Genomic DNA, 21,325 nt, shown 5'->3' with positions numbered 1-21,325 from the left:
ACAGCTTCTTTCAGACAAGTTCGGCTTCCACACCCAGACTGCGCAGCAAGGTCGCGCGCAGCTGCATGAAAGCGGGGTGGTCGGGGCGCCGCGGATGGGCCAGATCCAGCGCATGGTCTTCGGCGATCTTTCCGTCCCTGAGCACCAGAATCCGGTCTGCCAGCAGCAGGGACTCGTCCACATCGTGGGTCACCAGGATCACCGTCGGGCGTACGCGCTCCACCATGCGCCGCAGCAGGCCCTGCATGCGCAATCGGGTCAGCGCATCGAGGGCCCCGAAAGGCTCGTCGGCCAGCAGCACATGCGGCTCGCGCAGCAAGGAGCGAGCCAGCGCCGCGCGCTGCTTTTGCCCGCCCGACAAGCTGGCGGGCCAGGCCGCAGCCTTGTCTGCCAGCCCCACCTCGCGCAGCAATTGCACCGCGGCAGGCCGGGCAGCCTGCGCGTCCAGGCCCAGCGTCAGGTTGTCCAGCACCGTCAGCCAGGGCAGCAGGCGCGAGTCCTGGAACAGCACGGACACATTGCCATGAGCAACCGCCGCCCCCGAACTCCGAGCCTCGGCATCGAGGCCGGCCAATGCGCGCAACAGCGTGGTCTTGCCGGAGCCCGACTCTCCCAGCAGCGCCACAAACTGCCCCGGCGCAATATCAAGCTCGAGGTCGTCGAGCACCTGCCTGCCATGAAAGCTGCGGCTGAAGCCATGCAGGTGCACGGCACCTGCCAATGATGGACGGTTCATGATCCCAGCGACCTCCGGTAGGACAGCACATGTGCCTCCAGGCGACGCACCGCGGCGTCGGAGAGCAGACCCAGCAGCGCGTAGATCAGAATGCCCACCACGATCACATCGGTCTGCCCCCAGTCGCGTGCACGGTTCATCAGGTAACCGATACCGGTCTGCGTGTTGATCAGCTCCAGCACCACCAGCGCCGTCCAGCACAGCGAGACCGCCATGCGCAGGCCGACAAAAAAGCCCGGCAACGCGCCCGGCAGGGCCACCTTGCGAATGAACTCGGCACGCGACAGTCCCAGCGTCTGCGCCAGCTCCACATGACCGATGTCTATGCTGCGCAGCGCTGCATGGGTGTTGATATAGATGGGAATCAGCACGGCGGTGAAGATGAGGAAGACCTTCATCGCCTCGCCTATGCCCAGCCAGATGATGGCCAGCGGAATCAGCGCCAGCGTGGGAACGGCCCGCTTGATCTGCACCAGTCCATCGATCAGGGCCTCGCCGGTGCGGCTCAGTCCGGCGACCAGCGCCAGCAGCACGCCCACCACAATGCCCAGAAACAGCCCTGTGTAGGCTCGCCCGGCCGAAGCCAGCAGATGCGGCAGCAGGCTTCCATCAACGGCCATTTCATAGCCTGTACGCAATGCCTGCGACGGTGCCGTCAGCGTCTCGGGCGAGAGATAGCCCAGCCGCGATGCTGCCTCCCATACCAGCAGCAGCAGGGCCGGCCCGGCCAGCAGCATGCCCGGCGACAGGCGGGCCGGCACCAGTGCCGGGGCCTTGCGGTCTGGCGCGGCAAGCGGCGCTCCGGTCTGAGACTGCCAGCCGGCCACGCGCGCTTCCAGAGGAATCGGAGTCATCACGGCAGCTCCTCAGCGATTGGCGACGATCACGCCGTCATAGCTCGCCACAAAGGAGTCCCTGGCATCCAGGCGCCGGGGCAGACTGCCGGCGCTGTGCAGGATGTCGATGAGCTTCTGATGATGGGGCTGGGCCTGTGCGGCGGTCTGGAACTCGAGCGGAGCCTGCGCGGCCTGTATGGCCGCAGCGCTCTCGGCATCGAGGCGCTGGAAATTGCGCAGGTAGTGCTGCTCCCATTCCTTGCGATGGGTATTGCTCCAGCGCCCCGCGCGCACGAAGGAGGCCAGGAATTCGCGGATGGCCTCGGCCTTCTGCGGATCGGCCAGCACCTCCGGACGGGCATAGATATAAGAGGTGGAAGGCAGCAGCTGACGCTCCAGGGGGTCGGGCACCACACGCGCACCGATCTGCCTGGACAGCCGCGTGACATGCGGCTCGGCAATGGTGGCGACATCCACGGCCCGGGCACGCAGGGCATCGTTGAGTTCGGCCACGCGCAGATGCACCAGCGTGACATCCTTGAGCGTCAGGCCCGCCCGGTTCAGGGCCTCGATCAGGAAAACCTGGCGACCCGAGCCTTCGACATAGCTCACGCGCTTGCCACGCAGATCGCTCAGGCGCTCCACCCCGGCGCCGGCATGTTGCAGCAAACGATATTCCGCTCTGGCTCGGGTGAAGGTTGCGATGATGGGCAGGTTCACGCCTGCTGCGCGCGCCTGGATGGGAGGCGTGTCTCCCACATAGGCCATGTCCAGCGCTCCGGCGCGGATGGCCTCGAAGATGGCCGGACCGCCGGCAAAATTGGGCAGCTCCAGCTGGAAGCCAGTCTTCTTGCGTTCGCCGCTTGCATCCAGCAGATGGCGAATCAGCTCGCTCTGGTCAGCGACGACCAGCCTGGTCTTGGCGTCCACCGCAGCATGCGCAGCACCGGTGATGCCGGCTGCCGCCATTGCCAGCCATGAAGGCCCGGCCAGCAGAAATCGACGCTTGTCCACTTTCTTCTCCCATGTATGCAATGGGGCAGATGCTAGGGAGCCGTCGATCGATTCAAAAATATAGATTTCAAATTTGGAAACAACCAACTCATCCGAGCGCCGGTGCCGGTCCGGCGGACGCACATGGATTTCGCTGTGCTGTCAGGCACTTAAGGCGGCAGGCGCCCATCGAGGCCAGGCGCACGAACGCACAACAAGCTTTGATTCGGCAATATGCTCATGAAATCAATGTTGTTGAGACCCGGAGAAATGACTGACCATCCGGGCGTCTGCCCATCAAGGCCCAGGCCATCGGCTGGCCTGACGCGCGCAATGCAAAAAGCAGCCCGACCCACCAGTAGCCGGACTGCTTTTCGCATCTTGGATGTCCTGTCCGGCTGGCTCCATCGAGCCATGCCGGGTTCGATCAGCGCCTGAAGATCAGTGACCGCCGACGTAGATGAACTTGAACAGGAACAGGGCAGCAATCACCCACATGATCCAGTGCACCTCCTTGACCTTGCCCGTGAACAGCTTGAGCACGGCATAGGTGATGAAGCCGAAGGCCAGGCCGTTGGCGATGGAGTAGGTGAAAGGCATCATCAGCGCGGTGACGACTGCCGGTATGGCTTCGGTGGTTTCATCCCACTGCACTTCCGTCAGGTCACGCAGCATCAGGCAGGCCACGAACAGCAGCGCAGGTGCGGTGGCATAGCCGGGCACGACACCGGCCAGCGGCGCGATGAACAGACAGGCCAGGAAGAGCATGGCAACCGTCAGAGCCGTCAGGCCCGTACGACCGCCAGCCTGCACACCGGCAGCGCTCTCCACATAGGCGGTGGTGCTGGAAGTACCCAGGATGGAGCCCACGAAAATCGCACCCGAATCGGCCAGCAGCGAGCGGTTGAAACGCCCCATGCGCTCAGGCACCAGCAGGCCGGCGCGGCGCGCCACGCCCATCAGCGTGCCGGTAGCGTCAAACAGCTCCACCAGGAAGAACACCAGCACCACGTTGAGGAAGCCCGTGGTCAGCGCCGTCTTGATGTCGAGCTTCATGAAGGTGGGCTCGATGGAGGGAGGCGCCGAGAAGATGCCGTGGAAGGTGTTGCCGCCGAAGAAGAACGAGGCCACGGTCACGGCCAGAATGCCGATCAGCAAGGCGCCCGGCACCTTGAGACGGTCCAGCACCACGATCAGCAAAAAGCCCAGCAGTGCCATGATGACCTCGGGCTTGTGCAGATCGCCCAGCGTCACATAGGTGTTCTGGTCGGCAGCAACCACACCGGCGGTCTTGAGCGCGATCAGCGCCAGGAACAGTCCCAGCCCGACGGTGATGGACACACGTATGGACTGCGGTATGCCCTTGATGATGAGCTCACGCAGGCCCAGCATCGTGCAGATCAGGAACAGACATCCCGAGACGAACACCGCCCCCAAAGCAGCCTCCCATGTATAGCCCATCTTGAGCACCACCACATAGGCAAAATAGGCGTTCAGCCCCATGCCCGGCGCCAGCGCAATCGGGTAGTTGGCATACAGCGCCATGATGGTCGACCCCAGCGCTGCGATCAGGCAGGTGGCGACAAAGACCGAGCCCTTGGGCATGCCCGCATCCCCCAGAATGGAGGGGTTGACGAACATGATGTAGGCCATTGAAAGAAAGGTCGTCAGCCCTGCGACCAGTTCCGTGCGCACATTGGTGTTGTGCTCCCTGAGTTTGAATATCCGCTCTGTCCAGTTCATTGCATAGTCTCCGTGTTGTTTTGCATGCGAGGCGCAACGCGAGGAACGCGCCCGGTCCTGCGCCGCCAAATGGACGGCGCAGCACATGGCCTTGCCCCTCGGCAAACAGCCATGACTCCAATGGCTGCCGCCCCGCAAGGCGACAACACCTGTGAGGAAAAACTAGCCAGTGTGCCCTTGAACGGCTTCCACTGCTCTCAGGATGGCCTCTGACGTGGCCGGTGCCTGCAGAGGCGGATTCGCCCGGTGCTCGCCGGCGGCGGACACCGCATCGCGAATCGCGAAGAACACCGAGAACGGCAGCAGCAGCGGCGGCTCGCCCACGGCCTTACTGCGGTGGATGGAGTCTTCATAGTTGTCGCCCTCGAACAGGCGCACATTGAAGACCGGCGGGCAGTCATTGGCCGTGGGAATCTTGTAGGTACTGGGCGCATGGGTCGTGAGCTTTCCGGTTTGCGGATGCCAGACCAGCTCCTCGGTGGTCAGCCAGCCCATGCCCTGGATAAAGGCGCCCTCCACCTGGCCCACATCGACGGCCGGGTTCAGCGAGCGGCCCACGTCATGCAGCACATCGGCGCGCAGCAGCTTCCATTCGCCCGTCAAGGTATCGATGACCACCTCGCTGACGGCGGCGCCATAGGCAAAGTAGAAGAAGGGGTGGCCCTTCATGCGCTTGCCGTCCCAGTGCAGCCCGGGCGTCGCATAGAAGCCATCCGACCACAGCTGCACACGCTGCAGATAGGCGGCGCGCACCAGCTCGGCAAACGGCACATTCTGGCCGTTGACCTGCACCGCATTGTTGGCAAAGCGCACGTCCCCGGCGTCGCCGCCATGCAGGCGTGCGGCGCATTCGGCCAGACGCTCGCGCAGCTGGCGTGCGGCATCCTGTGCGGCCTTGCCGTTGAGGTCGGCTCCCGTCGAGGCCGCCGTGGCCGAGGTGTTGGCCACCTTGCTGGTATCGGTGGCCGTCACGCGCACATTCTCGAAGGCCACGCCCAGCTCATGCGCCACCACCTGCGCCACCTTGGTGTTCAGGCCCTGGCCCATTTCCGTGCCGCCATGGTTCACGAGAATCGAGCCATCGGTGTAGATATGGACCAGCGCGCCGGCCTGGTTGAAGTGGGCCACATTGAAGGAGATGCCGAACTTCAGCGGTGTCAGCGCCAGGCCACGCTTGAGCACGGCACTGCCGGCGTTGAAGGCATTCACGGCTGCACGGCGCGCACGGTAGTCGCTGGACTCCTCCAGCTCGGCCACCAGCTCGTGAATCACGTTATCGGTCACGACCTGCTCATAGGGCGTGATGTTGCGCTCGCCCTTGCCGTAGAAGTTGACGCGCCGCACATCGAGCGGATCGCGCCCCAGGCTGCGGGCTACCGTATCCAGAATGTTCTCGATGGCAATCGCGCCCTGAGGTCCGCCAAAGCCACGGAAAGCCGTATTGCTCTGGGTATTGGTCTTGCCCATATAGCCGTGCATGAGCACATCGGGCAGCCAGTAGGTATTGTCGAAATGGCACAGCGCTCGCGTCATCACCGGCGCCGACAGGTCGGCAGAGTGACCGGAGCGCGAGACCATGGAGATCTCGGCGCCCAGCACGCGGCCCTCATCGTCATAACCCACTTCGTACTCATACCAGAAGCAGTGACGGCGACCGGTGATCATGAAGTCGTCGTCGCGGTCCAGACGCAGCTTGACCGGCTTTTGCAGCCGGGTCGCCGCCACGGCCGCCACGCAGGCGAACAGCGCCGACTGCGACTCCTTGCCGCCGAAGCCGCCGCCCATGCGCCGGCATTCCACATGCACGCTGTGCGAAGCCACGCCCAGAGCATGCGCCACCAGGTGCTGCATTTCGCTGGGATGCTGGGTGGAGCAGTGAATATGCACGGCTCCGTCTTCCTTGGGCGTGGCGTAGCTGATCTGCCCTTCCAGATAGAACTGCTCCTGCCCGCCCACATCGAAGGAGCCCTTGAGGCGGTGCGGCGCGGCATCCATGGCGGCGCGCACGCCGCCTTCTCGTGTGCTGCGCTCCAGGTGCATGGGCGGCATCACGTACTGCCCCAGCTCATGGGCCTGGCGCGGTGTCAGCACGGGCGGCAGCTCGCTGATGGTGGCGGCCGCCTTGGCCAAGGCCGCGGCGCGCCTTGCCGCATCGCGCGAGCGGGCAATCACGGCGAACAGGGGCTGGCCCACGTAGCGGATTTCGCCGTCGCACAGAATCGGGTCATCATGAATGATGGAGCCGCAGTCGTTGACGCCGGGAATATCGGCTGCCGTGATCACCTCCACCACCTCGGGCATGGCGCGCACGGCCTCCAGCGCCAGCGCCGTCAGACGGCCGTGGGCCACGGGCGAGAGCCCCAGGGCGCAGTGCAGCGTGCCTTCGAGCTCGGGCAGGTCGTCGATATAGGCGGCCTCGCCGGCCACATGCAGGTGTGCGGACTCGTGCTTGCGGCTGACGCCCACGCGGGCGCCCTGGTCATGGGCCTTGGCCTCGGTCACTTCGTCGATGCGATAGGCCTGGTTCTTGCGGTAGTCGGCAAAGGCTTCTGCCACCAGTTCATTCGTCAGTTCATGGGGGTGGTTCATTTCAGACTCCTTGCTCCACGGCGGCAGGAACAACATGGGGCATCACGCTCCAGACACTGGTCGCCTCGGTACTTTGCGGCTGATCGGCGCGCGTTTCCAGCCACAGACGCTGGATCAGGTTCTGCGCCACCTTGAGGCGGTAATCGGCGCTGGCGCGCATATCGCTCATGGGCTTGAAATCCTGGGCCAGCGCGGCCTGAGCGGCCTTCACGTTCTCCGGGCTCCAGGGCTTGCCGAGCAGGGCCGCTTCGGCTGCCGCCGCTCTTCTGACCGTGGCCGCCATGCCGCCGAATGCCAGTCGGATGGATTGCACGATCTCGCCATCGAGCTCGATGGCAAAGCCGGCGCACAGCGCAGAGATATCGCAATCGAAGCGCTTGCTGATCTTGTAGCCGCGCACCTGGCGCTGCATGGCCGCCAGCGGCACCGCCAGGGCCTGCACGAACTCGCCCGCCTCCAGCTGGTTCTTCATGTAGTCCAGATAGAAATCCGTCAGCGGCATGCGGCGCACGCGCTCGCCCTTGCGCAGCTCGATCTGGGCATCCAGCGCCATCAGCACCGGCGGCGAATCGCCGATCGGCGAGCCGTTGGCCACATTGCCGCCCATGGTCCCCGCATGGCGGATGGGCGTGGAGGCAAAGCGCAGCCAGACATCGGTCAGGCTGGGCCAGCGCTGCACCAGCGCGCTCCAGGCGGACTCCAGCGAAGCCCCGGCGCCGATATACAGCTCGCCGCCCTCGGCATCGGGCCGTACTTCGATGCGCTTCATCTCGGCCACATCGCCGACGTAAATCATGTCGCCCAGGTCGCGGAACTGCTTGTTGACCCAGAGCCCCACATCGGTGGAGCCAGCCACGATGCGGGCCTTGGGCTTGGTCTCGCACAGGCTGGCCAGCTCTGCCAGCGTGCGTGGAGCGTGGAAGAAGTCGGTGCGCAGGCCCTGGGGGGCCGCATAGTTCAGACCCGCGTCGCCGGCCTCGGCCTGCAGGCCCTGCAGCGCAGCCACCACGGGCGCCGTATCCAGTCGCACGGCAGGCAGATCGAACATGCGCTGACCGGCATCGAGAATCGGGCGATAGCCCGTGCAGCGGCACAGATTGCCCGAGAGTTCGTCGGCCAGCTGCTGGCGCGTGGGCTCGCTGCCCTGCTGCTGGTGATGCTCATAGGCCGACCACAGCGTCATCACGATGCCGGGCGTGCAGAAGCCGCATTGCGAACCATGGCACTCCACCATGGCCTGCTGTACCGGATGCAGGCTTTGCGGGCCTGCAGACTTGCCGGCGCAGGCAGACTTGCCCGCGCACTGGCTCTTGAGGTCTTCCACCGTGAACAAGGCCTTGCCATGCAGGCTGGGCAGGAATTGAATGCAGGCATTGACGGTCTGCAGGCGCAGGCCGTTGACGGCCTCGGTATCGCCGGCTTCGGCCAGCTCGCCGATGACTACCGTGCAGGCACCGCAATCGCCTTCGTTGCAGCCTTCCTTGGTGCCCGTGCAATGGGCATCCTCGCGCAGCCATTGCAGCACGGAGCGTGTGGGGTGCGGGCCTTGCACTTCCACCACCTCGCCACGGTGGAAGAAGCGTATCGGTTGAGAGTTCTGACTGGTGCTCATGATCGTGGGACAGGGTGAGATTGAATGCCTGCATGCAAGATGCATTCCAAACGCAGCATTCGTCAAGATCGAAGGCTACGCCTGCAGGGGCAGCTTCTCATATGGACGCGCTCATAGGGGCTATGTAGTGCGTCATATATCCATGACCAAAATCAAGGGTAAACCCGTACAAAACCCGGTTTCCTACGGGTAAGTCCCAGGAAGCGTGAGCCGAGTTACGCTCATCTATCAATAGCCAATATCGCCTTTCAATAAACGATTTCAAATTGAAAACAATCTGAAATCGTTTACTGAGCAGCGCTAGAAGCTATCAAATCTTCAGGCATCGCCGCCATCGGGCGCCGGGCGCACGGGCTCGTCGGCATCGAGCTGGCTGAACACCAGCGTGGCTGCCAGCGTCATCAAGGCCACCGTCACAAAGGTGGCGCGAATGGCCTGCATACGCTCGTCGCTGTGCGCCGGCCACATATCGCTGAAGCCCGTCAGCAAGGCTCCGGCCAGGGCCACGCCCATGCTCATGGCCAGCATCTGCACCATGGACAGCAGGCTGTTGCCGCTGCTGGCCGACTCGCCCTCCATATCCTTGAGCGTGACCGAATTCATGGCCGAGAACTGCATGGAGTTGAAGCCGCCGAAGATGAACAGCTGCACCAGCAGCAGCCAGACCGGCGTGCCCGGCACCACCAGCCCGAACGAGGCCAGCATGAGGGCCAGCATCACCGAGTTGACCTGCAGCACGCGCTTGTAGCCATAGCGCTGCACCGTGCGCACCGCGATGCGCTTGACCAGCATGCTGCCGGTGACCGTGGCCAGCATCATCAGGCCTGCGTTCATGGGCGACATCTTGAGGCCGACCTGCAGCATCAGCGGGATCAGGAACGGCGCAGCGCCGCTGCCGAAACGGGTGAACAGATTGCCCAGCAGGCCCACGCGCAGCGAGCGCACCTTGAACAGGCCCGGCGCAAACAGCGGCTCATCCACGCGCAGCGCATGCATCCAGTAGCTGGCCAGGCTGGCCAGACCGAACACCATGAGCACCACCACCAGCGCCATGCCCAGCCCCATGCCGGACAGGCCGTCCAGCGCGATGGAAATCGCCACCATGCCAAAGGCCAGCATGGCGTAGCCCGTACCGTCAAAGCGGTGCACGGCCACGGGCGCGCTGCGCGGGAACCAGCGCCAGGTGGCCCACAGCCCGATAAGGCCCACAGGCACATTGATCCAGAAGATCCAGTGCCAGCTGGCGTACTCCACCATCCAGCCGCCCAGGGTAGGCCCCAGCAACGGCCCGACCTGGCCGGGAATGGCGATGAAGCTCATGGCGCGAATGAACTCGCCACGCGGATAGGTGCGCAGCACGGCCAGCCGCCCCACGGGCAGCATCATGGCGCCACCCACGCCCTGCACCACGCGTGCCGCGATCAGAAACGGCAGGCTGGGCGAGAGCGCGCACAGCACCGAACCCAGCACAAACAGGCCTATCGCCCAGCCATAGACGCGCCGCGTGCCAAAGCGGTCGGCCACCCAGCCCGTGGCCGGAATCAGCATGGCCGTGGTCAGCGCATAGGCCACGATGACGGACTGCATCTTCATCGGGCTCTCGCCCAGCTCGGTCGCCATGGCCGGCAACGCCGTGTTGAGAATGGTCGCGTCCAGCGACTGCATGAAAAAGCCTATGGCCACCAGCCACAGCAGTCTTTCTTTGTGGGGGGCACTATGGTGCGTGACGGGCATCTCACCCATGGGCAGCTCCGGAACAAGGCGGCAATAAAAAAGCCGCTGACTCGCAGCGGCTTAAGCAATATGCGAACGCCAGACCAGAGCGGCCGGCGCGCAGACAATCATTCGACTCAGACCGAGAAGCTGGAGCCGCAACCGCAGGTGGTCGAGGCATTGGGGTTCTTGATCACGAACTGGGCACCCTGCAGATCTTCCTTGTAGTCGATCTCGGCGCCCACCAGATACTGATAGCTCATGGAGTCGATCAGCAGCGAGACACCATTCTTGGTCATGGTGGTGTCGTCGTCGTTGGTGATCTCGTCGAAGGTGAAACCGTACTGGAAACCGGAGCAGCCACCACCTTGCACAAAAACGCGCAGCTTCAGATCGGGATTGCCTTCTTCGGCAATCAGATCGGCCACCTTGGCAGCAGCGCTGTCGGTGAAGACGATGGGGGAAGGCATTTCGGTGGTCGTGGTTTCAGCAACGGCGCTCATGGCATTACTCCGTAGTTTCTTGATTGCCTGAAATGGTACAGCAAGGGGCTCGGGAATACCGGCCGTATCTCTTTGTCGCCAGTGCAAGTGGGGGCTTTGCGCAAGCGCTGGACAAGGCTGCGGCCGCCCATGAAAAAACCGCCAGGAATTTGCATTCGAGGCGGCTTTTCCTGAAAAGACTCCGAAGAGTCTTTCCTGCAGGAGAAACGGATTAACGCTTCGAGAACTGCTTGGCGCGGCGTGCGGAGTGCAGACCGACCTTCTTACGTTCGACTTCACGAGCGTCGCGAGTCACGAAGCCGGCTTGGCTCAGTGCAGGCTTCAGAGCTGCGTCATAGTCGATCAGGGCACGAGTGATGCCGTGACGGGTTGCACCGGCTTGACCGGATTCGCCGCCGCCATGGACGTTCACTTGAATGTCGAAAGTCTCCAGGTTCTCAGTCAGAACCAGGGGTTGCTTTGCGATCATGATGGAGGTTTCGCGACCGAAGTACTGCTGAATGTCCTTGCCATTCACAGTAATCTTGCCGGAGCCCTTCTTCAGAAACACGCGAGCGACGCTGGACTTGCGACGGCCTGTGCCATTGTTCCAATCACCAATCATCTAGGTCTCCTTAGATTTCCAGAGCCTTAGGCTGCTGTGCGGTATGGGGGTGCTCAGCACCGCCGTAAACCTTCAGCTTCTTGATCATGGCGTAGCCCAGAGGACCCTTGGGCAGCATGCCCTTGACGGCCTTCTCGAGAGCACGGCCAGGGAACTTGGCTTGCAGGTCGCGGAAGTTGGTAGCAGTGATGCCACCGGGGAAACCGGAGTGACGGTAGTACACCTTGTCCAGGTTCTTGGTACCAGTGACCTTGAGCTTGGAGGCGTTGATGATGACGATGTAGTCACCGGTGTCAACGTGAGGTGTGTAAATGGCCTTGTGCTTGCCGCGCAGACGGAGTGCCACTTCGCTGGCGACACGTCCGAGCACCTTATCGGTGGCGTCAATCACAAACCACTCGTGTTGCACCTCAGCGGGCTTTGCGCTGAATGTAGACATGAGTTTTCTCTTTCAAGAGGGTTTGGCGGTCCCTTTTCCGCGGTCGGTGCTTCTTCTTGAAAAAGACAGGTCTTTTAAAGGAAGCCTCTTAGGCGGGGTTACTCGGACCAATTTAAACTTGGCCCAAGCCTTCGCCGCGGGAACCATAAAATCGCTGCGAAGCCCGCCATTATACAAAAACGCCAGAATCTGCGTGTTTTCGTGCAGCAGCCTGTTGTGAAACAGCCCCTAGCGCCTGTTTCTCCCTCTGCACCCAGGCGCCGACAGCCTTTAAAGACCACAGGGTAAAAAGTGCTGTTCCCCTCTTGCCCTGCTGGTTACCATCCATCTCTATGTTCAGTTACCGCCACGCCTTCCATGCAGGCAATCACGCCGATGTGCTCAAGCACACCGTTCTGATTGCCACCGTGCAATACCTCACGCAAAAAGAGGCTGCGCTGACGGTGCTCGACACCCACGGCGGAGCCGGCCTGTACCGCCTGGACGGCGACTACGCCAGCAAGAGCGGCGAGGCCGAAGAAGGCGTGCTGCGCCTGGCTGCCGCCAAGGAAGCCGAGCTGGCTCCGGTGCTGCAGGACTATCTGCAGATGGTGCGCCGCTTCAACCAGGGCAATGCCATCCGCAACTACCCCGGCTCGCCCTTCATCTCCCAGGCGCTGCTGCGCGGCCATGACCGCCTCAAGGCCTTCGAGCTGCACCCCACGGACATGCGTTCGCTGACCGGCAACATGGCCCAGCTGGAAGTCCGGCGCCAGGTCGCCATCCTGCACGAGGATGGCTTCGAAGGCGTGAAGAAATTCCTGCCTCCGCCCTCGCGCCGCGCCTTGCTGCTCTGCGATCCGAGCTACGAATTGAAGACCGACTACGGCCGCGTGCTGGATATGGTGACGGACGGCCTCAAGCGCTTTCCCACCGGCACTTACGCCGTCTGGTACCCCATCATCCCGCGCCCCGAGGCCCATGATCTGCCCAAGCGCCTCAAGACCATGGCCACCAAGGCCGGCAAGAGCTGGCTGCATGCCACGCTCACGGTCAAGAGCAACAAGACCTCCGAGCGCGGCGGCCTGCCCGCCAGCGGCATGTTCCTGATCAACCCGCCCTTCAATCTCAAGGAACAGCTCAAGCCCGCCATGCCGCAGCTGGTCAAGCTGCTGGGCCAGGACAGCAATGCAGGATTCACGCTGGAGTCGGGCGGCTGATTGCGGCCGCAAAGGCCGTGAATGCAGCCCTATCCCAAGGGCACGTTTCCGGAAATCAGCGCTTGCGCTTGGCGGTCTGTGACACCTTGCGCGTGGGCTGCTTAGCGGACGCCGCGCGCGTCTTGGCGGCGGCAGCACCCTGCGCCACGCTGGGGTGACGCTTTCGGCTCGACGCATTGAGCGTGGCCGGGCACTCGTCTTCGTCGGCCTCCAGCTGCCACAGCTCCACAGGCTTGATGCCCAGGCCCAGCATGCCCAGCTCCTGGGCTGCGGCCTTGCTCAGGTCGATGACGCGGCCGGGCGCGAAGGGGCCGCGGTCATTGATACGCACCACCACGCTCTTGCCGGTCACGGAGCTGCGCACGCAGACACGTGTTCCGAAAGGCAGGGTCTTGTGCGCTGCCGTCATGTCCATGCTGTCAAAGCGCTCGCCGCTGGCCGTCTTGCGGCCATGGAACTGCTCGCCATACCAGGAGGCCAGGCCCGCCTGGTCGCTTTCGCGAGGAGGGCTCAGCTCATACTTGTTGCTGTCTTCGGGCAGGTCTGCCTTGTCGGCATCCGCAGGCTTGTTGGCCTTGACGCCCAGGCCTTTGTCGCGATAGTTGCTGCGCGCATAGGCGTCGGGCAGCAGGGGGGCGGAGACCGTGGGCTGCGCGCCCTTTTTTCGGGGCTGGCTCTGAGCGACGGGGGCCTGTTCCTCGGGCTTTTCCGGCAGTGGAGCGCAACCGGCCATGGTCGCGGTAACGACGGCAAGACCTATCCACTGACAACAACGCAAGCGCCAAAATTTCGGTTGCACGGGCGCAATCTCCTTGAAAGCTCAAGTGAGAGCCGCCCAAGACCGGCCGCCTCGCGGCCGGCAAGCTTTTGGCTTACAGACCCAGACGGTCGCAGATCTCCAGAGTGGCGACGCTCTGGTTCATCGTATAGAAGTGCAACCCGGGAGCACCCTGGCTGCGCAACTGCTCGCATAGATGAGTCACGACATCCAGACCGAACGCACGAATGGAAGCGGTGTCATCTCCGAACGCCTGCAGACGCAGACGAATCCAGCGCGGAATCTCGGCACCACATGCATCCGAGAAGCGCATCAGCTGTGTAGAGCTGGTAATCGGCATGATTCCTGGCACGACCGGCACGTCGAGCCCCAGAGCCCTCACCTCATCGACAAAGCGCATGTATGCGTCGGCATTGTAGAAGTATTGCGTGATGGCGGAATCTGCACCAGCGCGCACTTTAGCAACAAATGCGTCCAGATCGCTGCGAGGGGACTTTGCTTGAGGGTGAGTTTCGGGATAGGCGGCAACTTCGATGTGAAACCAGTCGCCGAACTCCTGGCGCACGAAAGCCACCAGATCGCTGGCGTACTGGAACTCGCCGCCCAGGCCGTAGCCGCTAGGCAGGTCGCCGCGCAAGGCGACGATGCGCTTGACGCCCATGGCCTTGAGTTCGTTCAGCTCGGCGCGCACTTTTTCATGCGTGGCGCCGATGCAGGAGAAGTGCGAGGCCGCGCCCACACCCTCGTTCTGGATGTCGCGCACCATGGTGAAGGTGCCGGCCTGGGTGGAGCCGCCCGCGCCATAGGTCACGGAGCAGAACTCGGGCTTGCGCGCATACAGGGCCTGGCGCACGCCCACATGCTTGGCAGCGCCTTCGGGCGTCTTGGTGGGGAAAAACTCGAAGCTGACGGGAAAGCTCATGGCGGTCTATGTCTCTGAATCCTGGGTCATGGGCGGGCTCCGAAGGCTCGGCACCCGCCACGCTCTTGTGCTCAGCGCGGCTTGCGCTGTTTGCTCAGCGCTCGTTTCGCTTTTTCTGCTTGCTGCGTGCCGGGCCGGGCTGGCCGAAGCTGGCCACCTCGGGGTCTTCATACAGCTCCTGCTTGGCGCGCTGGGCCTTGATGTCGGCACGCGAAGGGCGCTTGGCGGCCGCCTTGACGGCCGGCCTGGCCGCAGCCGCTTCGTCTGCAACGACGGGGGCCGGAGCCTTGACTTCTGCGCCCTGCTGGGCCCAGACGAAGAATTCGTGATTGCCGTCGCCGCCCTCAATGGGCGAGTCCAGCCACTGCTTGACGCTCAGCCCCAGATCGCCGAGGCAGTCGCGAATGCGCTTCTCGACCTCGGCGTACAAGGCCGTGTCGCGCACGATGCCGCCCTTGCCGATCTGGCCGGGCTGCAGCTCGAACTGGGGCTTGACCAGCATCAGCAACTGGCCATGGGGCTTGAGCAGCTGCACCACGGCAGGCAACACAAGGGTCAGCGAGATAAAGGACAGATCGCCGGTCACGAAATCAAATGCCGGGGTGATGTCGATATTCTCGGTGCCGGGCTTGCGGCGCAGTTCCACCGGAGCCAGACCTTCGGCCCGGGCCTTGGCCTTGGCGGCGCGCTCGGCCTTGAAGCTCTCGACATCCTGCTCCTTGGCATCGTCGCTGTCGTCATAGTCCTCATCGACCTGACCGCCGTTGCGCATCCAGGCATAGGGGGCGACGGGCTGGGTGTCGTTGTCCTCTTCTTCCTCGATGACTTCGCACAGCGCCTCGTCGCAGGCCTTCTCCAGCAGCTCGGGCGTCAGCGCGCGGGCATTGAAGCCCTCGACGCAGACCACGCGCTCGTCATTCTTCAGGCGCTCGTGCAGCTGGCCGTGGCCCACGTCGAGGCCGATGACCTGGGCAGCACCGGCCTGCAGCAGGCAATCGGTGAAGCCGCCCGTGCTCTGGCCCACGTCCAGACAGCGCAAGCCCTTGACGCTCAGGCCGGTCGCGGCCAGCGCGCCTTCGAGCTTGAGCCCGCCGCGCGAGATGTATTTGGCCTCGGCGGCGTCCAGCAGCTGCAGCTCGGCACCAGCAGGAATGTCATCGCCGTTCTTGGCCACTTTCTTCCAGGGCGCCAGCGGCGTCAGCCGCCACTCCACACCCGAGGCGATCAGGCGCTGGGCCTGGGAACGGGTGGCAGCATGACCTGCTTCAACCAAAAAAACATCTGCGCGCATAGCGTCGCTTCCTTTGAAATAAACCGGCGCCAGGCGCTGCACAAAGGTGCAGCGGGCAAAGAAATCTTTTTAGATAGCTGCTTTCGCTTGATACAGCTTGATTTCAGATAAATATTCATCTGAAATCAATACATAACGTGCGCAAGCAGCTATCAATAAAACCACGACGACCTCGATGCTGGCGCTATCCACACCAGTAACAGCGAGCAAGCGCCGCCGCGCAGCAAGGGCTGCCCCAGCGAGGCTGTCGTCCCCCTCCGGCGAAGCCAGAGAGGGGGAAGGCGCAAAGCGCCTCAGGGGGAGTTAATAGCGATACGTTTCAGGCTTGTAAGGGCCTTCCTTCTTCACGCCGATATAGGCGGCTTGCGCTTCGGTCAGCTCGGTCAGCTGTGCGCCCACCTTCTTCAGGTGCAGGCGGGCCACCTTTTCGTCCAGCACCTTGGGCAGCACATAGACCTTGCCCACCTCGTAGGCGTCGGGGCGGGTGAACAGCTCGATCTGCGCCAGGGTCTGGTTGGCGAAGGAGTTGGACATCACAAAGCTGGGGTGACCGGTGGCGCAACCCAGATTCACCAGACGGCCCTTGGCCAGCAGAATGATCTTCTTGCCATCGGGGAAGGTGATGTGGTCAACCTGGGGCTTGATCTCTTCCCACTCGTACTTCTCGATCGATGCGACATCGATTTCGTTGTCGAAGTGACCGATGTTGCAGACGATGGCCTCATCCTTCATCGCGACCATGTGCTCGTGGCGGATGATGTCCTTGTTGCCGGTGGTGGTCACGAAGATGTCGCACTTGTCGGCGGCATATTCCATGGTCACGACCTTGTAGCCTTCCATGGCGGCCTGCAGGGCGTTGATGGGGTCGATCTCGGTCACCCACACTTGCGCACGCAGAGCGGACAGCGCCTGGGCGCAGCCCTTGCCCACGTCGCCGTAACCGGCGACCACGGCAACCTTGCCGGCGATCATCACGTCGGTGGCGCGCTTGATGCCGTCCACCAGAGATTCGCGGCAGCCGTACAGATTGTCGAACTTGGACTTGGTCACCGAGTCGTTGACGTTGATGGCGCGGAACAGCAGGCTGCCGTTGGCGGACATTTCGTTCAGACGGTGCACGCCGGTGGTGGTCTCTTCGGTCACACCCAGAATCTGGGCCGACTTGCGGCTGTACCAGGTGGAGTCCACGGCCAGCTTGGCCTTGATGGCGGCGAAGACGATGCGCTCTTCTTCCGAAGTGGGGTTGGCCAGCACGGACAGATCCTGCTCGGCGCGCTTGCCCAGGTGCATGAGCATGGTGGCGTCGCCGCCGTCATCCAGGATCATGTTGGGGCCTTCGCCTTCGGTGCCCTTGGCGCCGAATTCAAAGATGCTGTGCGTGTAGTTCCAGTAGTCTTCCAGCGACTCGCCCTTGATGGCGTAGACAGGCACGCCGGTTTCGGCGATGGCGGCAGCAGCGTGGTCCTGGGTCGAGAAGATGTTGCACGAGGCCCAGCGCACTTGCGCGCCCAGAGCCGTCAGCGTCTCGATCAGCACGGCGGTCTGGATGGTCATGTGCAGCGAGCCGGTGATGCGCGCGCCCTTCAGAGGCTGGGCAGCGGCGAACTCCTCGCGCACGGCCATCAGACCGGGCATTTCGGTTTCGGCGATCCTGATTTCCTTGCGGCCCCAGGCAGCCAGGGAAATATCGGTAATGGCCGAATCAGCGGGGTTGAAGCGCACGGCAGCGTTCATGGTTTTCTCCAAATCTTGAATGAAAAACCACGTTCTGCAGCAGAGGGGGAATAAACCGGCTCACCGCACAGAAAGCGTGGGCGAGCGTCGTTGCGGGATGAAATCCGAGCCTCACGCCCCGCGCAGACCAGCTCATGGCTGGCTGGGGAACGCTGCAACGCTCCTCGGATGGACGGAGATTATAAAGGAATCAGCCTTCCAGTCCCACCAAGCGATAACCCACTTGCAACTCGGTTACCAGATGCCGGGGCTGGGCCGGATCGCTCTCTATCTTCTGGCGCAGATTGGCCATGTGCACGCGCAGATAGTGAGGGCGGTCCAGATACTCCGCCCCCCAGACCTGCAGCAGCAGCTGGCGGTGCGTCAGCACCTTTCCATGGCCGGCAATCAGGGTCGCCAGCAGACGGAACTCTATGGGCGTCAGGTGCACGGCCACTCCGTCGCGCTTGACATCGTGCGCCGCCAGATCCACCACCACCGTGCCGAAACGCGCACAGCTGCCGGGCTTGTCTGCCGCTGACGCCTGCTGGCGGCGGCGCAGCATCACGCGCAACCGGGCCAGCAGCTCGGGCACGCCAAAGGGCTTGGTTAGGTAGTCATCGGCACCAGCGTCCAGCGCCGCCACCTTCTCTTCTTCCCGCTCGCGCGCGGACAGGACCAGAATCGGCAGCTGGCTCCAGCTGCGCAGCTCGGCAATCACGCTCTTGCCATCGGCATCGGGCAGGCCCAGATCCAGCACCACGGCATCGGGCTGGCGGCTGGCGGCCTCGATCAGGCCGCGCCTGGCAGTTTCGGACTCGAACACCTGCCAGCCTTCGTCCTCCAGTGCCAGGCGCACAAAGCGGCGGATGCTGGCGTCGTCTTCAATCAGCAAGATGCGGGGTGCGGCGCTTGTCATGTTCGGATTTGCATGTGATGCACGGGATTGTCGGCTCATTCGTCCATGGCCGGCTGCTCGGGCACTGGCAGCGAGATGCTGAAGACGGTGCCCGGCCCCGGCTCAGCCTGTGCCACCTGCAAGCGGCCGCCATGGGCCTGCACGATGCGCTGCGCCAGTGCCAGGCCGAGCCCCATGCCGAACACGGCGCTCTCCGCCTGCCCGCGGGTAAAGGGTTCGAACAGCTGCTCGGGCGACAGATGTACCGGCAGGCCCGGCCCGGCATCCTGCACGCTCAGCACGCAGTCGCTGCCCAGCACGCGCGCGGCCACGGTGATGGTCGTGCCCTCAGGCGTGTATTTGATGGCGTTGTCCAGCAGATTGACCAGCACCCGCTCCATGAGCACGGCATCGAGCTGCAGCAAGGGCAGCCCGGCCGGCATCGAGGTCTGCAGCACATGAGCTGCCAGTCGCTCGCGCATCTGCGCCAGCGCACTGCCGACCAGCTCGTCCACCGGCAGCCATTCCCGCTTGAGCTGCACGCCGCCCTGCTGCAGCCGCGCCATGGCCAGCAGGTTGTCCACCAGCTGCTGCAGCGCCTGGGCCTGATTGCGAATCTGCAGCAGCATGTGATGCGCCGGCCCCTGGGGCGCATGCGGCAAGGCCGCCTGGGCGGCTCCCAGAATGCCCGTCAGCGGCGTGCGCAGATCGTGCGAGACGGCCGAGAGCAAGGTGTTGCGCATGCGCTCGCCCTCCATGGCGATCTGGGTCTGCTGCGCCACTTCCACAAAATGCACGCGCTCCAGCGCCAGCGCGATCTGGCTGGCACAGGCATCGAGCAGACGGCGCTCCTCCGGCACCCGCAGTTTCTGCGGCGCGCGCAGCTGCAGCACCAGCACGCCGCGCGAGCGCACGGGCGCCATCAGCGGCACATACAGCGCCGGCGCGGCGGCCAGGGTATCGGTGCCGTGGCCGGCCATCTGGCCATGCTCCATGCTCCATCGGCCCACGCTGGTGTCGATCGTGCCCTCGCTGCCCTGCGCCAGCTGCAGCTGCTCGTCGGCATCGGGCACCAGCAGCCCGGTCTGGGCGTCGAAGACGCCTGACATGGTGGTCAGCGCAATGCGCGTGACCTGCTCCTGCGTCAGCGCACCCGACAGATCGCGCGCCAGTCTGGCCAGCGCGCCGGCCCGCCTCTCACGCTCTGCGGCCACGCGCGCCTCATGGCGCAACCGCGCCGTGAGCTGGCCGCAGACCAGGGCCACGCCCAGCATCAGGCTGAAGGTGAACAGATACTGGGTATCGTTGACGCTGAAGGAGTTGCGCGGCGGCACAAAGTAGAAGTCGAACAGCAGCACCGACAGCAGGGCCGCCCATGCGCCGGGACCCCGCCCCCAGCGCACGGCGGACAGCACCACCACCAGCAGGAACAGCATGACCACATTGGCCGGATCAAACACCTGCAGCAGCAGTTCCGCCACCGCCGTGGCCGCCAGACAGGCCAGCGTCACGCCCGCATAGCCCTTCCAGGGGACGGACTGCTCGCGCTCTGGCGGCAAGCGCATGCGGCTCTCATGCTTGCTTTGCTTGACGGACAGCAGCAGCACGTCGAGCCCGGGATCGAGTGCGGCAATCTGCTCGGACAGGCTGGGGGACCGCCAGCGCAGCCAGCGGCCCAAAGCCTGTTGCGCGCGCGCCAGCACCAGATGGCTGGCATTGCGCTCACGCGCAAAGTCCACCAGGGCCTGGGCCACATGGGCGCCGGGAATGGTGGCCGTTTCCGCACCCAGGCGTGCGGCCAGCGCCAAGGTCTTGAGCACGGCCTCCTGGGCCGCACGGGGCCGATGCTGGCGCTCGGGCGCGTCCACATAGACCACCACCCAGTCGGCCTCCAGCCTTCTCGCCAGGCGTGCCACCTGGCGCACCAGGGCATCGTCGCCAGCGCGCCCGCCCACGCCCACCAGCAGGCGCTCGCGCGTCGGCCAGACATCGCCGATGGCACGCTCGCGGCGATAGTCGCGCATGTCCTCGTCGACCCGGTCTGCCGTACGGCGCAAGGCCAGCTCGCGCAGCGCCAGCAAATTGCCCTGGCGGAAGAAATTGCGCGAGGCCCGCTCGGCCTGCTCCAGTGGATAGACCTTGCCTGCCTTCAGGCGCTTGAGCAGCTCCTCGGGCGGAATGTCGACCACGATGACCTCGTCGGCATCGTCAAACAGATGGTCGGGCACGGTCTCGTGGACCTGTATGCCCACGATGCTGCCCACCACATCGTTGAGGCTTTCCAGATGCTGGACGTTGAGCGTGGTCCACACCTCAATCCCCGCTTCCAGCAGCTCCTGCACGTCCTGCCAGCGCTTGGGATGGCGCGAGCCGCTCACATTGCTGTGCGCCAGCTCGTCGAGCAGCAGCACTTCCGGGCGGCGCGCCAGTGCGGCATCCAGATCGAACTCGTCCAGGCGCCGGCCCTGGTAGACCAGCTGACGCCGCGGCAGCAGCTCCAGGTCATGCAGCTGCTGCTCGGTCTCGGCACGGCCGTGAGTCTCCACCAACCCGACCAGCACGCTGCGCCCGGCCTGGCGCTCGCGCTGCGCGGCCGCCAGCATGGCATAGGTTTTGCCCACCCCGGCGTTGGAGCCGAAGTAGATGCGCAGCTTGCCACGATGGGCGCGCTGGCTGTCGGCCTGCAACTGGGCGAGCAGCGCGTCGGGATCGGGGCGCGACGCGGTGGAGGAGGTGGTGGATGAAGGCATCGGACG

At 64.0% G+C, this 21,325-nt stretch carries 17 protein-coding genes and 1 riboswitch; of the genes, 1 reads left to right on the top strand and 16 read right to left on the bottom strand.

The window, feature by feature from the left end; all coding sequences use genetic code 11:
* Positions 1-10: 10 nt before the first annotated feature.
* The 10 genes from ACLBXN_RS00395 to rplM form a co-directional block, all read right to left on the bottom strand.
* Positions 11-736: an ABC transporter ATP-binding protein gene (locus ACLBXN_RS00395; RefSeq protein WP_447610757.1), complete on the bottom strand. Its 726-nt coding sequence runs from the start codon at positions 734-736 to the stop codon at positions 11-13.
* Entirely contained in the window at positions 733-1,590 is an 858-nt protein-coding gene (locus ACLBXN_RS00390; RefSeq protein WP_447610756.1) for an ABC transporter permease, read from the bottom strand. Before ACLBXN_RS00390 ends, ACLBXN_RS00395 begins: the two co-directional genes overlap by 4 nt.
* 12 nt (positions 1,591-1,602) lie before the next feature.
* The gene (locus tag ACLBXN_RS00385; RefSeq protein WP_034401197.1) at positions 1,603-2,586 is read right to left on the bottom strand and encodes an ABC transporter substrate-binding protein; all 984 of its coding nucleotides are present in this window, start codon (positions 2,584-2,586) and stop codon (positions 1,603-1,605) included.
* A gap of 420 nt (positions 2,587-3,006) precedes the next feature.
* Positions 3,007-4,308, bottom strand: a complete 1,302-nt coding sequence (locus tag ACLBXN_RS00380; protein WP_003058992.1) for an NCS2 family permease — start codon at positions 4,306-4,308, stop codon at positions 3,007-3,009.
* A gap of 162 nt (positions 4,309-4,470) precedes the next feature.
* Positions 4,471-6,897, bottom strand: a complete 2,427-nt coding sequence (gene xdhB / locus ACLBXN_RS00375) for a xanthine dehydrogenase molybdopterin binding subunit (RefSeq protein ID WP_447610755.1) — start codon at positions 6,895-6,897, stop codon at positions 4,471-4,473.
* Between the two features lies 1 nt (position 6,898).
* Positions 6,899-8,509 (bottom strand): xanthine dehydrogenase small subunit, encoded by a 1,611-nt coding sequence (gene xdhA / locus ACLBXN_RS00370; protein ID WP_407715008.1) that lies wholly within the window; start codon positions 8,507-8,509, stop codon positions 6,899-6,901.
* Positions 8,510-8,827: 318 nt separating this feature from the next.
* On the bottom strand, positions 8,828-10,258 hold the full coding sequence (gene mdtD / locus ACLBXN_RS00365; protein ID WP_407716222.1) for a multidrug transporter subunit MdtD: 1,431 nt from the start codon (positions 10,256-10,258) through the stop codon (positions 8,828-8,830).
* Between the two features lie 101 nt (positions 10,259-10,359).
* Entirely contained in the window at positions 10,360-10,725 is a 366-nt protein-coding gene (gene erpA, locus ACLBXN_RS00360; protein WP_003059000.1) for an iron-sulfur cluster insertion protein ErpA, read from the bottom strand.
* A gap of 211 nt (positions 10,726-10,936) precedes the next feature.
* Positions 10,937-11,329 (bottom strand): 30S ribosomal protein S9, encoded by a 393-nt coding sequence (rpsI, locus tag ACLBXN_RS00355; protein ID WP_003059002.1) that lies wholly within the window; start codon positions 11,327-11,329, stop codon positions 10,937-10,939.
* A 10-nt stretch (positions 11,330-11,339) separates the two neighbouring features.
* Complete coding sequence (gene rplM, locus ACLBXN_RS00350) at positions 11,340-11,768, bottom strand: 50S ribosomal protein L13 (protein ID WP_003059004.1); 429 nt, start codon at positions 11,766-11,768, stop codon at positions 11,340-11,342.
* A 332-nt stretch (positions 11,769-12,100) separates the two neighbouring features.
* Between rplM and ACLBXN_RS00345 the strand changes: the two genes are divergently transcribed.
* Entirely contained in the window at positions 12,101-12,967 is an 867-nt protein-coding gene (locus ACLBXN_RS00345) for a 23S rRNA (adenine(2030)-N(6))-methyltransferase RlmJ (protein ID WP_447610753.1), read from the top strand.
* 55 nt (positions 12,968-13,022) lie between these two features.
* Here ACLBXN_RS00345 and ACLBXN_RS00340 read toward each other — a convergent pair whose 3' ends face one another.
* The 6 genes from ACLBXN_RS00340 to ACLBXN_RS00315 form a co-directional block, all read right to left on the bottom strand.
* On the bottom strand, positions 13,023-13,700 hold the full coding sequence (locus ACLBXN_RS00340; protein WP_211457964.1) for a septal ring lytic transglycosylase RlpA family protein: 678 nt from the start codon (positions 13,698-13,700) through the stop codon (positions 13,023-13,025).
* A 139-nt stretch (positions 13,701-13,839) separates the two neighbouring features.
* Positions 13,840-14,667 carry a methylenetetrahydrofolate reductase [NAD(P)H] gene (metF, locus tag ACLBXN_RS00335; RefSeq protein WP_003061724.1) on the bottom strand — a complete coding sequence of 276 codons (828 nt, stop codon included), beginning with the start codon at positions 14,665-14,667 and terminating at the stop codon, positions 13,840-13,842.
* A gap of 94 nt (positions 14,668-14,761) precedes the next feature.
* Entirely contained in the window at positions 14,762-15,958 is a 1,197-nt protein-coding gene (locus tag ACLBXN_RS00330; protein WP_211457884.1) for a TlyA family RNA methyltransferase, read from the bottom strand.
* Positions 15,959-16,261: 303 nt separating this feature from the next.
* A complete protein-coding gene (gene ahcY, locus ACLBXN_RS00325; RefSeq protein ID WP_447610752.1) occupies positions 16,262-17,692 on the bottom strand; it encodes an adenosylhomocysteinase in 1,431 nt (476 codons plus the stop codon).
* A 75-nt stretch (positions 17,693-17,767) separates the two neighbouring features.
* Positions 17,768-17,864: riboswitch (S-adenosyl-L-homocysteine riboswitch) on the bottom strand.
* An 18-nt stretch (positions 17,865-17,882) separates the two neighbouring features.
* Positions 17,883-18,590 (bottom strand): response regulator, encoded by a 708-nt coding sequence (locus tag ACLBXN_RS00320; protein WP_343675729.1) that lies wholly within the window; start codon positions 18,588-18,590, stop codon positions 17,883-17,885.
* A 35-nt stretch (positions 18,591-18,625) separates the two neighbouring features.
* On the bottom strand, positions 18,626-21,319 hold the full coding sequence (locus tag ACLBXN_RS00315) for a DUF4118 domain-containing protein (RefSeq protein ID WP_447610751.1): 2,694 nt from the start codon (positions 21,317-21,319) through the stop codon (positions 18,626-18,628).
* Between the last annotated feature and the right edge of the window lie 6 nt (positions 21,320-21,325).

Source organism: Comamonas sp. C24C, assembly GCF_053345995.1.
The sequence above is the reverse complement of the archived record's forward strand: the minus strand, read 5'-3'. Positions and strand labels throughout refer to the sequence as shown.

Coding starts and splice junctions, on each gene's coding strand:
- ACLBXN_RS00395 (WP_447610757.1), bottom strand. CDS start 736: ATGAACCGTCCATCATTGGCAGGTGCCGTGCACCTGCATGGCTTCAGC.
- ACLBXN_RS00390 (WP_447610756.1), bottom strand. CDS start 1,590: ATGACTCCGATTCCTCTGGAAGCGCGCGTGGCCGGCTGGCAGTCTCAG.
- ACLBXN_RS00380 (WP_003058992.1), bottom strand. CDS start 4,308: ATGAACTGGACAGAGCGGATATTCAAACTCAGGGAGCACAACACCAAT.
- xdhB (WP_447610755.1), bottom strand. CDS start 6,897: ATGAACCACCCCCATGAACTGACGAATGAACTGGTGGCAGAAGCCTTT.
- xdhA (WP_407715008.1), bottom strand. CDS start 8,509: ATGAGCACCAGTCAGAACTCTCAACCGATACGCTTCTTCCACCGTGGC.
- erpA (WP_003059000.1), bottom strand. CDS start 10,725: ATGAGCGCCGTTGCTGAAACCACGACCACCGAAATGCCTTCCCCCATC.
- rpsI (WP_003059002.1), bottom strand. CDS start 11,329: ATGATTGGTGATTGGAACAATGGCACAGGCCGTCGCAAGTCCAGCGTC.
- rplM (WP_003059004.1), bottom strand. CDS start 11,768: ATGTCTACATTCAGCGCAAAGCCCGCTGAGGTGCAACACGAGTGGTTT.
- ACLBXN_RS00345 (WP_447610753.1), top strand. CDS start 12,101: ATGTTCAGTTACCGCCACGCCTTCCATGCAGGCAATCACGCCGATGTG.
- ACLBXN_RS00340 (WP_211457964.1), bottom strand. CDS start 13,700: ATGGCCGGTTGCGCTCCACTGCCGGAAAAGCCCGAGGAACAGGCCCCC.
- metF (WP_003061724.1), bottom strand. CDS start 14,667: ATGAGCTTTCCCGTCAGCTTCGAGTTTTTCCCCACCAAGACGCCCGAA.
- ACLBXN_RS00330 (WP_211457884.1), bottom strand. CDS start 15,958: ATGCGCGCAGATGTTTTTTTGGTTGAAGCAGGTCATGCTGCCACCCGT.
- ahcY (WP_447610752.1), bottom strand. CDS start 17,692: ATGAACGCTGCCGTGCGCTTCAACCCCGCTGATTCGGCCATTACCGAT.
- ACLBXN_RS00320 (WP_343675729.1), bottom strand. CDS start 18,590: ATGACAAGCGCCGCACCCCGCATCTTGCTGATTGAAGACGACGCCAGC.
- ACLBXN_RS00315 (WP_447610751.1), bottom strand. CDS start 21,319: ATGCCTTCATCCACCACCTCCTCCACCGCGTCGCGCCCCGATCCCGAC.